General features: G+C 40.5%; 14 protein-coding genes and 1 riboswitch. Of the genes, 4 read left to right on the top strand and 10 right to left on the bottom strand.

Annotated features, from left to right (window positions below):
- Positions 1-214: 214 nt before the first annotated feature.
- The 4 genes from ACMX9J_RS16300 to nirB form a co-directional block, all read right to left on the bottom strand.
- Entirely contained in the window at positions 215-1051 is an 837-nt protein-coding gene (locus ACMX9J_RS16300; protein WP_416226017.1) for a formate/nitrite transporter family protein, read from the bottom strand.
- A gap of 24 nt (positions 1052-1075) precedes the next feature.
- Positions 1076-1846: a uroporphyrinogen-III C-methyltransferase gene (gene cobA / locus ACMX9J_RS16295; protein WP_416226016.1), complete on the bottom strand. Its 771-nt coding sequence runs from the start codon at positions 1844-1846 to the stop codon at positions 1076-1078.
- Between the two features lie 71 nt (positions 1847-1917).
- Positions 1918-2244 (bottom strand): nitrite reductase small subunit NirD, encoded by a 327-nt coding sequence (gene nirD / locus ACMX9J_RS16290; RefSeq protein WP_047751458.1) that lies wholly within the window; start codon positions 2242-2244, stop codon positions 1918-1920.
- 18 nt (positions 2245-2262) lie between these two features.
- Positions 2263-4677: a nitrite reductase large subunit NirB gene (nirB, locus tag ACMX9J_RS16285; RefSeq protein ID WP_416226015.1), complete on the bottom strand. Its 2415-nt coding sequence runs from the start codon at positions 4675-4677 to the stop codon at positions 2263-2265.
- A gap of 312 nt (positions 4678-4989) precedes the next feature.
- Positions 4990-5074: riboswitch (cyclic di-GMP riboswitch) on the top strand.
- A gap of 18 nt (positions 5075-5092) precedes the next feature.
- Between nirB and sinI the strand changes: the two genes are divergently transcribed.
- Complete coding sequence (gene sinI, locus ACMX9J_RS16280; RefSeq protein WP_014461169.1) at positions 5093-5224, top strand: DNA-binding anti-repressor SinI; 132 nt, start codon at positions 5093-5095, stop codon at positions 5222-5224.
- Positions 5225-5242: 18 nt separating this feature from the next.
- Here sinI and ACMX9J_RS16275 read toward each other — a convergent pair whose 3' ends face one another.
- Positions 5243-5410 (bottom strand): anti-repressor SinI family protein, encoded by a 168-nt coding sequence (locus ACMX9J_RS16275; RefSeq protein WP_014461170.1) that lies wholly within the window; start codon positions 5408-5410, stop codon positions 5243-5245.
- A 277-nt stretch (positions 5411-5687) separates the two neighbouring features.
- Between ACMX9J_RS16275 and ACMX9J_RS16270 the strand changes: the two genes are divergently transcribed.
- A complete protein-coding gene (locus ACMX9J_RS16270; RefSeq protein WP_014461171.1) occupies positions 5688-5822 on the top strand; it encodes a hypothetical protein in 135 nt (44 codons plus the stop codon).
- Between the two features lie 96 nt (positions 5823-5918).
- On the opposite strand, the gene ACMX9J_RS16265 is transcribed toward ACMX9J_RS16270, so the two are convergent.
- The gene (locus ACMX9J_RS16265; protein ID WP_416226014.1) at positions 5919-6686 is read right to left on the bottom strand and encodes an SGNH/GDSL hydrolase family protein; all 768 of its coding nucleotides are present in this window, start codon (positions 6684-6686) and stop codon (positions 5919-5921) included.
- 463 nt (positions 6687-7149) lie between these two features.
- Here ACMX9J_RS16265 and ACMX9J_RS16260 point away from each other — a divergent pair, with 463 nt between their 5' ends.
- Positions 7150-7641, top strand: a complete 492-nt coding sequence (locus ACMX9J_RS16260; protein WP_098966404.1) for a sigma-70 family RNA polymerase sigma factor — start codon at positions 7150-7152, stop codon at positions 7639-7641.
- A 99-nt stretch (positions 7642-7740) separates the two neighbouring features.
- Here ACMX9J_RS16260 and ACMX9J_RS16255 read toward each other — a convergent pair whose 3' ends face one another.
- The 4 genes from ACMX9J_RS16255 to garR all read right to left on the bottom strand — a co-directional run bounded on the left by ACMX9J_RS16255 (position 7741) and on the right by garR (position 12165).
- Positions 7741-8220, bottom strand: coding sequence for a competence protein ComK (locus tag ACMX9J_RS16255; RefSeq protein WP_416226013.1), 480 nt, complete (start codon positions 8218-8220; stop codon positions 7741-7743).
- A 141-nt stretch (positions 8221-8361) separates the two neighbouring features.
- On the bottom strand, positions 8362-9720 hold the full coding sequence (locus ACMX9J_RS16250; protein ID WP_416226012.1) for a gluconate:H+ symporter: 1359 nt from the start codon (positions 9718-9720) through the stop codon (positions 8362-8364).
- A 106-nt stretch (positions 9721-9826) separates the two neighbouring features.
- On the bottom strand, positions 9827-11266 hold the full coding sequence (locus ACMX9J_RS16245) for a four-carbon acid sugar kinase family protein (protein ID WP_416226011.1): 1440 nt from the start codon (positions 11264-11266) through the stop codon (positions 9827-9829).
- Entirely contained in the window at positions 11263-12165 is a 903-nt protein-coding gene (garR, locus tag ACMX9J_RS16240; RefSeq protein WP_028414246.1) for a 2-hydroxy-3-oxopropionate reductase, read from the bottom strand. Before garR ends, ACMX9J_RS16245 begins: the two co-directional genes overlap by 4 nt.
- A 293-nt stretch (positions 12166-12458) precedes the next feature.
- On the opposite strand from garR, the gene ACMX9J_RS16235 reads away from it, so the two are divergent.
- The gene (locus ACMX9J_RS16235) at positions 12459-13085 is read left to right on the top strand and encodes a GntR family transcriptional regulator (protein WP_047751465.1); all 627 of its coding nucleotides are present in this window, start codon (positions 12459-12461) and stop codon (positions 13083-13085) included.
- Positions 13086-13102 lie beyond the last annotated feature (17 nt).

Below are 13102 nucleotides of genomic sequence, written 5' to 3'. Positions count from 1 at the left end.
CTGCACCCTCACACATTCATTTCAACAGAATCTGTTCGGATTCAATTCTCACAGACATCCTGTTTCTATAAAATGAAGAACAATACTGCTTGTTCGATACGTATAGATGTGAATACGCTTTAAGCAGTTTATATTATATAGAAGAAAACCGCTCTAAAATACCGTGATGATAGCTTTAAAAGCAGACTATATGGTACAAAGAGCGGTTTTTTTGCTATTTAGACAGTTTAGCAGAATCCAAATCAGCTGAGAGAGCAGCCGGCTGTTTTTTAACTTCTTTTAGCTGCCTAGCATTCACAAACCAGTAAATGCTTCCTACAAACAGTCCTCCCCCTACGATGTTTCCAAGTGTAACAGGAATTAAATTATGAAATAGCCCAGCAGCCGAAATCGCATCGGGATGCGGAAGCAATAAAGCCAGACTAAGAAACGTCATATTTGCCACGCTGTGCTCGTATCCTGAAGCAACAAATGCAAACAGCATCCAAAAAATAAGCATGATCTTTGCTGCATCACTTTTAGTGCGCGAAGCGGTCCAAATCGCCAGACAAACAAGCCAGTTGCAAAGGATGCCGCGAAAAAACAATTCACTGACCGGCAAATTCATTTTTTTAGCTGCCAGCGTCATGAGTAAATGATTCGGTTCAATTCCTTTAAACAAACCGGTTCCCGTAATTAACAAACAAAGCCCAAACGCTCCTATCGCATTTCCGATAAAACACCACGTCCAGTTTTTGAACGTATCTTTCCATGTGGTGACTCCTGATAGCGTACTGACCGTATAAACCATATGATTCCCCGTAAACAATTCAGCTCCTGCAAATACAACAAGCAGGAGAGCAACAGCAAAAGATAACCCCATCACAAGAGAAATGACCGGTAAAGAAGCAGAAGCTAAAGGCGCTCCTACCGATAGAGCTAATATAACGCCAAGTCCCACGTAAGCACCCGCTAGTACAGCTAACAGCAAATAACTCGGTAAATGATCATTCACAAGCTTCGTTTTTTCGCGGGCTAACTCATTCATTGACTGCAGTGAATTCTTAAACAAAAGCGTTTCCTCCTTTTATTCATACTAGACGCATACTTTTTCTTCTCTTTTTTCCAAAAACCACGAAAGAACAGAAGCTTGCTTCACCACTTCACCAATCACAATCATCGCGGGATTGCTGACTTGCTGCTCCGCAGCCGTATCTACAATTGTGCCAAGCGTTCCTGTAACCGTGCGCTGATAAACCGACGTGCCTTGTTCAATAAGAGCGACTGGCGTACCTGCGCTTTTCCCCGCGTCTAAAAGCTGACGGCAAATATACGGTAAGTTTTTAACGCCCATATAAATCGCAAGCGTATCAACTCCTTTTGCTAAATGCTCCCAGCGAATACTTTCCGGCTTGCCGCTCAAACAGTGTCCCGTCACAACGGCAAACGAACGGCTGAGCTCACGATGCGTCACAGGAATTCCAGCATAGGCCGGTGCCGCGATGCCTGCTGTAATACCTGGAACGACTTCAAACGGAATTCCGTTTTGAACGAGCACTTCTGCTTCTTCCCCGCCTCTTCCGAAAATAAACGGATCTCCGCCTTTTAACCGCACGACGGTGTTTCCTTTTCTTGCGTAGCATACAAGCAAATCATGAATATCCTCTTGAGAAACGCAGTGATCACCAGGCTTTTTCCCGCAGTAGACGAGTTCGGCTCCTTCTTTTGCATACTGAAGAAGAACAGGGTTCACTAGTCGGTCATATAAAATAACGTCTGCTTTTTCTAAACATTTGGCTGCTTTTATCGTTAGCAAATCTGGATCTCCTGGTCCGGCTCCTACAATGTACACTTTTCCTGTTCTCATTTTTGCTTCGCTCCTTTTAGTGTGTCCCCTTGAATTTTTGTGGCGCGTTGAAAATCAACGCGCCACGTTACTTATTCTTCAATTAAAAGATACAGCAAATCTCCTTCAACAGACGCTTCGTACGTGTCTACACAGCCACTGTCAGGCTCTTGCACGTTACCGTCATGCAGGCAAATTTTCCAGTCGTGCATCGGACAGAACACCGAGTCGCCGCTCACGATTCCTTCACTTAGCACTCCGCCTTTATGCGGACAGCGATTTTCAATTGCCCGTATTTTTCCGCTTGATAGCTTAAACACCGCAATTTCTTTTCCGTTTGCTTTCACTGTTTTACCCAGGCTTACCGGAAAATCATGAATCGATCCTACGCATACTTTTGTAATGTTTTTATTCACCATCTTTATTTCCCCCCAGCATTATGATGTGACAACTGTTTCGAACAGCTCTTTTTTCGTTTTTTTGCTTTCGACGATTTCTTTCCAAGGATCACGGTACGTAGATAACGCTTCGTCCATACGCATATTCAGCTCTCTTCTCGTCTGGGCGTCATCAAGCACTGATTGAATTTGTGAAAGTCCCATGCGCTCAATCCATGCAGACGTACGCTCTAAGTAATTAGCCGTTTCTCGGTAATACTGCAAATACGCTCCTGTGATGTCCATCAATTCTTCGTCTGTTTTTACTTTATACAACAAATCTCCGCCGCGAAGATGCGTACCTCCATTTCCGCCCACGTAAATTTCCCAGCCTCCGTCAATTCCAATAAAGCCAATATCTTTAATACCTGACTCAGCACAGCTTCTTGGACAAGCGGATACAGCCATTTTCACTTTATGAGGCGTCCATAGTCCTTCAAATTTTTTCTCAAGCGCAATTCCAACGCCCATTGAATCCTGCGTGCCAAAACGGCAAAACTGTTCGCCGACGCATGTTTTCACCGTCCGCAGCGACTTGCCGTACGCGTAGCCAGAAGGCATATCTAATTCTTCCCATACGCTAGGCAAATCTTCTTTTTTAACACCAAACAAGTCAAGACGCTGACCACCCGTCACTTTTACGAGGGGAATTTCATATTTATCAACAACATCTGCAATTTTTCGTAAATCTTCTGCATTTGTGACGCCTCCGTACATGCGAGGAACAACAGAATACGTGCCGTCTTTTTGAATATTTGCGTGCATGCGTTCATTCACAAATCGTGATTCGCGTTCATCAACGTATCCGGTCGGATTCACCATACCTAAATAATAGTTCAGAGCCGGACGGCATTTTGAACAGCCTTCTTCATTATTCCATCCGAGCACATTCATCACTTCACGCGTATGCGAAAGTCCTTTTGCTTTGATTTCTTCCACAACTTCATCTCGTGACAGAGTCGTACAGCCGCAAATCGCTTCTTTTTGAGTTGCCGCGTCAAAGTCAGCGCCAAGAGTATGCTGAAGCACTTCCGCTACAAGCGGTTTACATCCTCCGCAAGAGCGAGAGGCACTTGTACAAGCTTTGATTTCATCAACCGATGAGCATCCTTGTTTTTGGATAGCTTCCACAATCGTACCTTTTGTGACGCCGTTACAGCCGCAAATAATATCATCGGCGCTCATGCTTGCTACTAAGCTTTCACCCGCATTACCGCCAGATGGCTGTAAAATCGAAACTTTTGCGACATCGGATACATCTTCTTGCTTTTGAATCATTGAAAACAGTCGATTTCCGTCGCTGCTGTCTCCAAAAAGAACGGCTCCTACAATTTGATTGCCTCGCAAAACAAGCTTTTTATAAATGCCGTCTTGTTCATCGAACACTTTGATCGCTTTTTTCTCTTCATCTTCCGTGAAGTCTCCTGCTGAGAACACTTCAACACCTGATACTTTTAGCTGCGTGGATAAAACCGATCCTTCATAAGGCACTTTTTCTGCCCCGCAAATCGCTTTTGCTAATGCTTTTCCTTGTTCATACAAAGGTGCCACCAGTCCGTATACCATTCCTCTATGCTCTGCACATTCTCCAACCGCGTAGATGTTTGGAATATCCGTTTGCATATAATCATCCACGACAATTCCTCGGTTTACATTAAGTCCCGCTTCTTTTGCAAGCTGGACATTTGGTTTAATTCCGACTGCCATCACGACCAAATCAGCCTCTAAAAACGCACCGTCTTTAAAAGATAATCCTTCAACTCGCTCATCGCCGACGATTTCCGCCGTTTGTTTTTCAAGCAAAAACTTCATGCCTTGTTTTTCTAATTCGTTTTGAAGCAATTTGCCCGCTGTTGGATCGAGCTGACGTTCCATTAAATACGGAGCTAAATGAATCACAGATACATCCATCCCTAGATTTAACAGTCCGCGCGCCGCTTCTAATCCAAGCAGTCCGCCTCCAATAACCGCTGCTTTTTTATACTGCTGAGAGGCCTGCAGCATTTCATCCGTATCTTTTATATCTCGAAAAGCAGTAACTCCTTTTTTATCAGACCCTGGAATCGGAAGAATAAAAGGAAGAGAGCCCGTTGCTAAAATCAACTCATCATACGATTCTACTCTGCCGCTGTTTGTCGCTACTTCTTTTTTGATCGAATCGATACTCGTAACCGTTTCATTTGTATATAATGTAATATTGTTTTCTTGATACCAGTTCCAATCGTTTAACGTAATGTCTTCAACATTTGTATCCCCTTGCAGCACTTTTGATAACAAAATACGATTATAGTTCGGATGCGGCTCGCTTCCGAAAATCGTAATTTCAAACGCTTCGTTTGAAACCTTCAATACTTCTTCAATCGCTCGAACTCCAGCCATTCCATTTCCAATCAATACGAGTTTCTTTTTTTGCATCTTCCATTCCTCCCCTGGCGTCTATACCTGCTTGTTTCAAAGATATATTTTCTATGCATCTTTAAAGATATATTTAAGATATATGAATTTTCTGAATCGTTCAACTCATGTGTTAGGTTATCTAACATAATAGTTTTATGTATACGATTACAATATTGGAATATAAAGAAAAAATATTTATACGAAAAGTCTCGCATAGGGAATGGAATGCTTTTGAAGATGCTTAAAATAACGGAAACTCAGTCTCAAAAACTTATTTTTTACATGTTTTTACAGACTAAATATAGTAAAATATAACTTAAATTATATTACTACAGAAAAAGGCAAACTAATTGAAAAGTTAGGACGCAAAACTACAGATCTACGGTTTTTACACTATGATGGCTGAGTTTCCTTTACTAAAGGAGCAGACTTGATGGAAAAGCTGAACAAAGTATTTGATAACGAACTAGATAAAGAATGGCTACAACTTATTTACGAAGCAAAACAGCTGGGCTTATCTAGCAAAGAAATTAAGGATTTTTTACAACAAAATAAAGAACGATAATAAAAAAACCATTAGAACCTAGGTTCTAATGGTTTTTTTGCTGCTACGTATACTTTTGTTTTCTAGAGATTTTTGTTTAAGAAACTCTTCAAACTGATTCTTCGTTATATTTGAATCCATTGCTTCCTTAACAAGGGCCATCCATTCTGGAGGAAGCAATCTATCATTTTTTTCATTAATATCCATTTTATCCCTTCTTTCAACCTTTCTAATTATAAATCAAATTCTGTTGCAATATAACCCTCATACCTATTTTTTTACGTTAATTTAATAAAATTATACTAAACTCCCTAAACTATTATGTCAGTAAAACAGACATTATTCTAGAGAAAAAACGCATTTTTGTTTCTGATAAAGAACATTTTTTTATTTTGTTCGTTATTAAGGTTTACCAACCGAGGATTTTTTTGTATAATTAACTCAAATTTTGTAATATTAATCCATTTTATTCAGGAGGACCATAATGCCCTTATCTTATTCTTTAAAACGAATTAAAACACCTTTGCAGTTTTTTGGTATTACGCTTTATAAATGCCCAAGCACCGGCTCTTATTATTATAAAAGCAGAGCAAACAGGCACTTAAAAAAAGTAAAATAACACAATAACGTGAATGAAGTTTTCTAGCTTTATCATAGAAAGCTTCGTTCAGCTATTTTTACCTAGTAGCTGCTTAGTATAACATCAGAAAATCTATTATTTAATCTCTTTTTTAGTATCGGTGAACCAATTCACTAAATAGTCTCCCCACACTTCACCTCCTTTTTTTGTTAATCTTCCGTCATTTTTATTAATATACTCTCCTAAATGAAACGGCCAAATGAGCGAATGATTTAGATAATACACCCAATTTTTTTCTGCCACTCCCCTGATAGCTTCTACGCCTTCTTCATAGGACTCCGTCTGTGAAATGTACGGTTGGGACGGCTGAAGGATCAGGGTTTTTTTCAAGTCTTTAAGCTGATAAATCACCTCATCTGTATTTTTAAGCGTATCGTCTAACGTAAGCTTCTGATAATCATTTTTAAGAGGTGCTTCAAATAAAATAATATTTGGCTGAAGTTGATTAATTTGATCCGCAATGTGTGAGGATAAAAGCTCACCAGTTGTTTGGCTGCCGTATGAGAGTGTTTTAACAGTGAATACATCACTTCCATATGTAGCTTCTAGCTCTTTCTTTAACTGCTGTGGCCATCCGCTTTCCTTCGCAGAAGTAGCAAGCACAAGAGTCAAAGGTTTTTTAGTTGCAATCGCCGACTCAATTTGCCTTGTAATAAAGTCTGGAAGATTTCTTGTATAAGCAGACACATCAGAAAACTGTTTTTCTTTATGTACAACATTCGCTTTCGTTTCACTTGCTTGAACTTGTGCCTCCGCTCTCTCCTGCCAGTGCTGCGTCCCTCCATATATCACTGCCCCGCACAAAACAGCCGCCGCCACATTTACCCCAACCATCGCCTTCATTCAATCTCCCCTTTACCCGTTTTAAAAAAACAACTATATTCTCTGCACCAAACTCACATTCAATAGAATAAACAAATGGACAATAAGAAAATACTTCACTGAATGTACCCTAGAAGGTTCACCTATGCGGCAGGCGCAAACCCGCAAGGGAGGGTGACTGCCGCTTAGGTCTAGCAACTCTACCATCACCGCTCTTTGGTGATGGTAGAGTTGCTACATCGATATAAAAATAATTATAGATTAGTAGAATTTGGAATGGGGGACCTTTCGTACGTAAAATCTCTACAAATACACGTATACTTCGCATATTTCCTAGCGAAACGTGAAGTTTCCGGGGAAATTACGTCACGTTTCTTAAAAAGAAAACATAATGTACGTTCATTCGCGCATATGACATGTCCCTTGTACAGTAGAGATACCGGCGGAATACAGCAAAAACGCGTTTTTGAAAAAGGAATGCTATATGCAAAAAAGCTCGTTTGATCAAGTTGCTTCATCTTTCCATCCATTAATTGTGTCAATGATTAAGAGATTTCACATTTACAAAGACTTTGATGAATATTATCAGGTTGCTTTGATTGGTTTATGGAGAGCACACCAAAAATTTGATGAAAGCAAAGGTTCTTTTTCAGCCTATGCCTACACAACCGTGCGCGGTACGATCCTTTCTTATTTAAAAGGAAATGCATTGCGTGAAGAACGAGAAACTCCTGCTGAATATGATTTACTTGCGTTAAATGAAGACCCAGCTCCTATTGTTCCGTTAGAAGCTGATACAATTAACCAATATATTGAACATCTCACCCCTAGAGAAAAAATCTATGTAATAGAATATTTGCTTGAAGGATATTCTTATAAAGAAATTGCTTACAAATATCACGTATCAACAGGAGCCGTTAAGAACTGGGGAAAGACAGCCCGTAAAAAACTAAAGGTCCTGCTTCTTCAAGAATAAAAGAATAAGATAGAGGAAGCTTGTTTAAGCTTCCTCTCAACACACCGGGACCAAAATATTGACCGTATGTAAACAAGTGCGTTTGATAAAACGAACAGATTAAGAAAAAAAAAGCTGACTTTCTAAGCAATAGTTTCGAATAACGGCTGCTCTCGCTAGCTTTTTTTCTAAACTGTAATAGGAAAGTTTGACAGTAATGAACGTGTCATCTTTGAAGTAAATCACCGTAGAATTTGAACTAACTGAAGCAAGCGTATGTGAAGTATGAACATGAGAGGAAAAAATCCAGGCGCAGCTATAGTCGTTTGGTGAAGATGTCGGAAACGCAATGATAGCTTGTGAACGACTAATGACAAGAGGTGTAAGCTGTTTGTACGGAAACATTTTTCGCACGGCAGCGATAGAACCATTGAACGTACTTAATTCTCGAATACATGCTTCTTCTAATAATTGCTTACAGGTCTTGCTTAGCATGTATTCTCCTGCTTCATCTAGCACCTGCGTTCGGTAAATAGGATCATTCACCGGAACCAGTGCTTTTGTTGTCAAACTAATTCGATAATTTTCATTACTTGTCATACATCTACCCCCTTTTGCTACTTTATCACTATTCTATACTATCGAAATAAGGAAAATCTAGTCTTTTTTTTCTCATTATTTGAAATTTCTTATATTTTCATATCAACAAGCAAAAAAAGCGCTGAAGCCAGCGCTTTTCTTTTAAATAAAAATGTCTAAAATAAGAACCATTGCAAACGCTGCAAATGATAGAATCGTTTCCATCACTGTCCACGTTTTTAACGTTTGGGCCACTGACATATTGAAGAATTCTTTGATTAACCAGAAGCCAGAATCATTTACGTGCGATAGCATCACAGAACCTGCGCCTGTTGCTAGCACCAATAGCTCTGGGCTTACGTTTGGCATTGTTGCTGCAATTGGTGCGACAATACCTGCTGCTGTGGTCATGGCTACTGTTGCTGAACCAACTGCTGCACGAATTAACCCGGCAATCACAAATGCTAACACGATAGGAGAAAGATGTGCATCTTGAGCAAATCCTGCAATCGCGTCACCTACACCGCTTGCTGTTAAAATTTTGTTAAAACCGCCCCCTGCACCGATGATTAAAATGATCGAAGCAACGGGTCCAAGACATTCGTTTGTGAATTTTAATAAATCGTCTTTGTTGTATCCTCTTGCAAAACCGAACGAATAAAAAGCAAACACTAGCGAAATTAACAGCGCTACGATTGGACTTCCGATAAAGTTTGTTACGTAGCGAATCGTACTTGTTTCTGGATAAACGAACCCAGTAATCGTTGCTAAAAGCATTAATAGTACTGGAAGTAAAATCGTGAATAACGTAATTCCGAAGCCAGGAAGGTCTTTATGCTTCGACTCTGTGAACTGCTCCATAATTTCACCCGTTGGCTCTACGTGAACACGGCGTGAAATGAACGATCCGTAAATAGGACCTGCCACGGCTGCAGCTGGAAATGCCACAACTAATGAATACAAAATCGTTTTACCTAAATCTGCTTTAAAGATATCTACCGCTAGCATCGCTGCCGGATGCGGCGGTACTAAACTGTGAACAACGGCTAAACCGGCAATTAATGATAAACCAATTTTAATAAGTGACGTACCCGTATGCTTGGCAATTACAAACACAAGTGGAATTAATAGTACAACCCCAACTTGGAAAAAGACCGGGATCCCGCAAATAACGGCTACAACCATCATGGCCCAGTGTACGTTCTTTTCACCGAATACTTTAATTAACGTGCGGGCAATACGCTCAGCTCCGCCTGACTCTGCCATCATTTTGCCTAACATCGTTCCAAGACCAAGAACAATCGCGATAAACCCTAAGACGCTCGCTACGCCTTCTTGGAAAGCCGTTACGATATCAGGCAGCTTCATTCCTGAAATAAGACCCATAAACAAAGCCGCAACAATCAGCGCTACGAACGGATTTGTTTTAAACTTAGCAATTAAAAAGATCAGTCCAACAATCGATACAACCGCATACAGCAAAAGACTTGCTTCATGACTTAATCCGAATACTGAATTCATATGTTCATCCCCTTAGTGTGACCATTTTTCATGTACGTACATCCAAATAATGTATACGCTTTCAAATAATTTCTAAAGTGAACGCACCTCGTACGTTCACTTTTTTCTATTTACTTAGTAATTCAACCGTTTCACGAAGCGTTGTTTTGGCTCCAACGTTCCCTGGGAAAATGATGTACGCAATGCCTGGAAACTTGCTTTCGTCTCCCGTTACCCATACCGGAATGCCCGGCTTGATTTGTCCAGCAACCGTCGCGCGCTTTACGGATAAGCCGTTTACGCCGATATCGCTTGACGTAATGCCGCCTTTTGCAACGATAAAGTTTGGACGAACGTTCAAGCGGCGAACAATGCTTGTAACCGCATCTGAAATTTTCACCGATAATTTAAGCTCTTCTTCTTTTTTACCTTCACCAAGATCTAAGCGCTCGCGTCTTGTATACACAGCTACCGTTTGACCTTTGGAAATAAGCTCCTCTGCTTCATTGATAATACGGTTCACTTCTTCTTCAAACTTTTCAGGTTCTAAGACAAGATGACAATCAAATTCAATAAATTCAATGAAGCTGCATTTCTTTAATTCTTCTAACTGCTCCGTTGTTTTTTTAACATGCGAACCAACCATAATTAATCCGCCGTTTGACGACTTTTCTTTAATGAGCTCTTCTTTTGTTAAAAGATCTTTGTCGCTCACGCCGCCCATCACTTTTGTTAGAGCCGCAGCGCTTCGATACATAAAGTGCTTTCCAAGCTTCATAGCCCGAAGAAGCGCAATCGTCACAACTTTCACGTCTACATAATCCACTGCGTTCACAACGACTTTGTTAAAGTCTTTCACTTCCATTAACTGATTTGTGATCGTTACTAAATCAAGTGCACGGATGCTCCTAAGCGAAATATACGTCGTATGACTTGCTTTGAATTTCCCTTCTGACTTTTCTTCCACCCATTCGCCTAAATGAGACTTACTGTAGCCAAACGTACGGTCTTTTGCAAATTCTGTTTCTCCTGCCGGCACTAAGTAGTCTTCATCCTGCACGTAGTGAATGTTATCAACTGTGAATCGTCCGCCTTCTTTAAAGAAAGGAAAAATCACTTCGCCGTCAAGCACTTGGTTTGAGTGCTGTTCAACCGTTTTCTTTAACACTTCTGTTTCTAACGGATAGTGACCGCGAAGAGTTGAATCACCTCTGCTGATAATTAAAAACTCTTTATCTACTTCAGCAGCCACTTCTGTAATTACAGCCGCAATGTCCGCGTGCGCTTTTTCCGTTTCAGAAGCGGTAAATCCGCGTGAATTCGTTAGAATAAAAAACATGGAGTTTTCTTCTAAAAATCCTTGCTTAATGCTCTCTTTGCTCCAGTCTGTATAGACGGAAATGCCGTTAACCGTTTGAACACCCGTTGGATCATCATCCAGTACAATAATTTTTTGATTAAACGTCAGAAGCTCTTCGTCGAGCATTTTTTGCACAAGTGCTTCATCGATCGCTGGAATGTTTTTAAACACGTCGCTTACAAGGCGTTTTTCTTGTTGTTTAATCATGCTTCCACCTTCTTTTTCACTTCAACGTTTGCTAACTTTTCATAGTACTGTACAATTCCGCCGTGATCATCGCTTGCTTTTCCGTCTACTTTTAACGCATGGAAAATTTCCACAAGCTGACTTGAAAGCGGAAGCGGTACGCCAATGTCATGAGCCGTTTCCATCACGTTTGTCATATCTTTTAAGTTAATATCAATGCGTCCGCCTGCTACAAAGTTGCGGTCTAAAATCAGCGGTACTTTTGCATCTAATACAGCGCTTCCTGCTAACCCGCCGCGAATCGCTTGATACATTTTTTCAACGTCAATGCCTGCTTTGGCTGCTAGTACAAGTGCTTCAGACATCGCTGCGATATTTAAGTTTACAATGACTTGATTTGCAAGCTTAGCCGTTACGCCGCTTCCGTTGTCTCCAACAAGCGTTATTTCTGCTCCCATCGCATGAAGGATAGGTGAAACGCTTTCAAAGATATGTTCATTTCCTCCGACCATAATCGCAAGCGTGCCGTCAATTGCTTTGGGCTCTCCTCCGCTAACAGGTGCGTCTAGCATGTGAATTCCTTTTTGTGCAAGTTCAGCGGCAATTTCTTTTGATGCTACCGGCGAAATGGAACTCATATCGATGATAACGCTTCCTTCTTTTGCGCTATGAATTAACCCTTCTTCTCCAAGCACTACGCTTTTTACATGATGTGAAGCCGGAAGCATCGTGATCATCACGTCGCTGTTCACTGCAACTTCAGCAAGGCTTTCTGCTCCAAATCCTCCTGCTGCTTTCACTTCTTCTACTGCTGCTTTATTAATATCGTAAACCGTTACCTCAAAGCCTGCTTTTAATAAATTGAGCGTCATCGGTTTTCCCATAATTCCAAGTCCAATAAATCCAACGCGTTTTGTCATTTTCGTTTCCTCCCCTTGTTGTATACGTTTTCAAATAGTGTTTAAAAAAGAATGTATACGTTAAAATATTTTTTGTATACATTTCTGATAATTTTGTATACACTCATCATATTCGCATTTTATTTATTTGTCTAGCCTTTTTTTAAATGAAATTTATTTCTAAAAGCGAAACTTTCCGTCCCACCTTTTCACAAGTTATAGTATGATTTGGGTATACGCGTACAAAATGATAAAAAATAAAGAGAAAAAGAGACGAGATTTCCTCGTGTCGAATGCTAGAGGTGAAGTAGAGTATGTTAAGAAATCAAGGATCTCGTTCGTCTCATCACCCTTCTTATGAGATGATTCGAGATAAAATTTTAAACGGTGAGCTTGAAGGCGGTACAAAAATCGTCGAAGAAAAATTAGCGAGCGAGCTTGGATTCAGCCGAACGCCGATTCGTGACTCCATTAGACGCTTAGAATATGAAGGATTGATTGTCCGAAAAAAAGTGGTGTCGCCGACAGAAAAAGATTTGCGCAACTTGTTTGAAGTGCGAATGCTGCTAGAAGGCTCAGCTTCCAAAGCTGCCGCGACTTTTTTATCTGATAACGAATTAGAAGAATTAAAGGAATGCGTAGACATCGGAAGGAACGGCTCGTTTGAAGAAATTATGAGCGCAAATGAACGGTTCCACGCCATTATTGTGAACGCAAGCAACAATGACGTAATGATTAATATTATCGACCGCATGCAGTCGATCATTTACTTATTCCGTCACACTGTGGTGTTTTACAACCGCCCGTTTTTAATTGACGAACATGAAGACATTTATAACGCTATTAAAGAACGCAATGCTGAAAAAGCGGAAGCATTAATGCAAGAGCACCTACAAAAAGACTTAGAGTTTTGCCTGCATTTGCTTCAGCGAAGACAATAAAAAAGCTGCCGATCGGC

It is taken from the genome of Priestia sp. RMT2NF4 (assembly GCF_047872835.1).
Taxonomy (GTDB): Bacteria; Bacillota; Bacilli; order Bacillales; family Bacillaceae_H; genus Priestia; species Priestia zanthoxyli.
This window is presented reverse-complemented; position numbering and strand designations above follow the sequence as displayed.

What these genes read in the sequence shown, in the direction of transcription:
- ACMX9J_RS16270 (WP_014461171.1), top strand. Translation starts at nt 5,688, where the DNA reads ATGCCCTTATCTTATTCTTTAAAACGAATTAAAACACCTTTGCAGTTT.
- ACMX9J_RS16245 (WP_416226011.1), bottom strand. Translation starts at nt 11,266, where the DNA reads ATGATTAAACAACAAGAAAAACGCCTTGTAAGCGACGTGTTTAAAAAC.
- nirD (WP_047751458.1), bottom strand. Translation starts at nt 2,244, where the DNA reads ATGGTGAATAAAAACATTACAAAAGTATGCGTAGGATCGATTCATGAT.
- ACMX9J_RS16265 (WP_416226014.1), bottom strand. Translation starts at nt 6,686, where the DNA reads ATGAAGGCGATGGTTGGGGTAAATGTGGCGGCGGCTGTTTTGTGCGGG.
- cobA (WP_416226016.1), bottom strand. Translation starts at nt 1,846, where the DNA reads ATGAGAACAGGAAAAGTGTACATTGTAGGAGCCGGACCAGGAGATCCA.
- garR (WP_028414246.1), bottom strand. Translation starts at nt 12,165, where the DNA reads ATGACAAAACGCGTTGGATTTATTGGACTTGGAATTATGGGAAAACCG.
- sinI (WP_014461169.1), top strand. Translation starts at nt 5,093, where the DNA reads ATGGAAAAGCTGAACAAAGTATTTGATAACGAACTAGATAAAGAATGG.
- ACMX9J_RS16255 (WP_416226013.1), bottom strand. Translation starts at nt 8,220, where the DNA reads ATGACAAGTAATGAAAATTATCGAATTAGTTTGACAACAAAAGCACTG.
- ACMX9J_RS16275 (WP_014461170.1), bottom strand. Translation starts at nt 5,410, where the DNA reads ATGGATATTAATGAAAAAAATGATAGATTGCTTCCTCCAGAATGGATG.
- nirB (WP_416226015.1), bottom strand. Translation starts at nt 4,677, where the DNA reads ATGCAAAAAAAGAAACTCGTATTGATTGGAAATGGAATGGCTGGAGTT.
- ACMX9J_RS16250 (WP_416226012.1), bottom strand. Translation starts at nt 9,720, where the DNA reads ATGAATTCAGTATTCGGATTAAGTCATGAAGCAAGTCTTTTGCTGTAT.
- ACMX9J_RS16260 (WP_098966404.1), top strand. Translation starts at nt 7,150, where the DNA reads ATGCAAAAAAGCTCGTTTGATCAAGTTGCTTCATCTTTCCATCCATTA.
- ACMX9J_RS16235 (WP_047751465.1), top strand. Translation starts at nt 12,459, where the DNA reads ATGTTAAGAAATCAAGGATCTCGTTCGTCTCATCACCCTTCTTATGAG.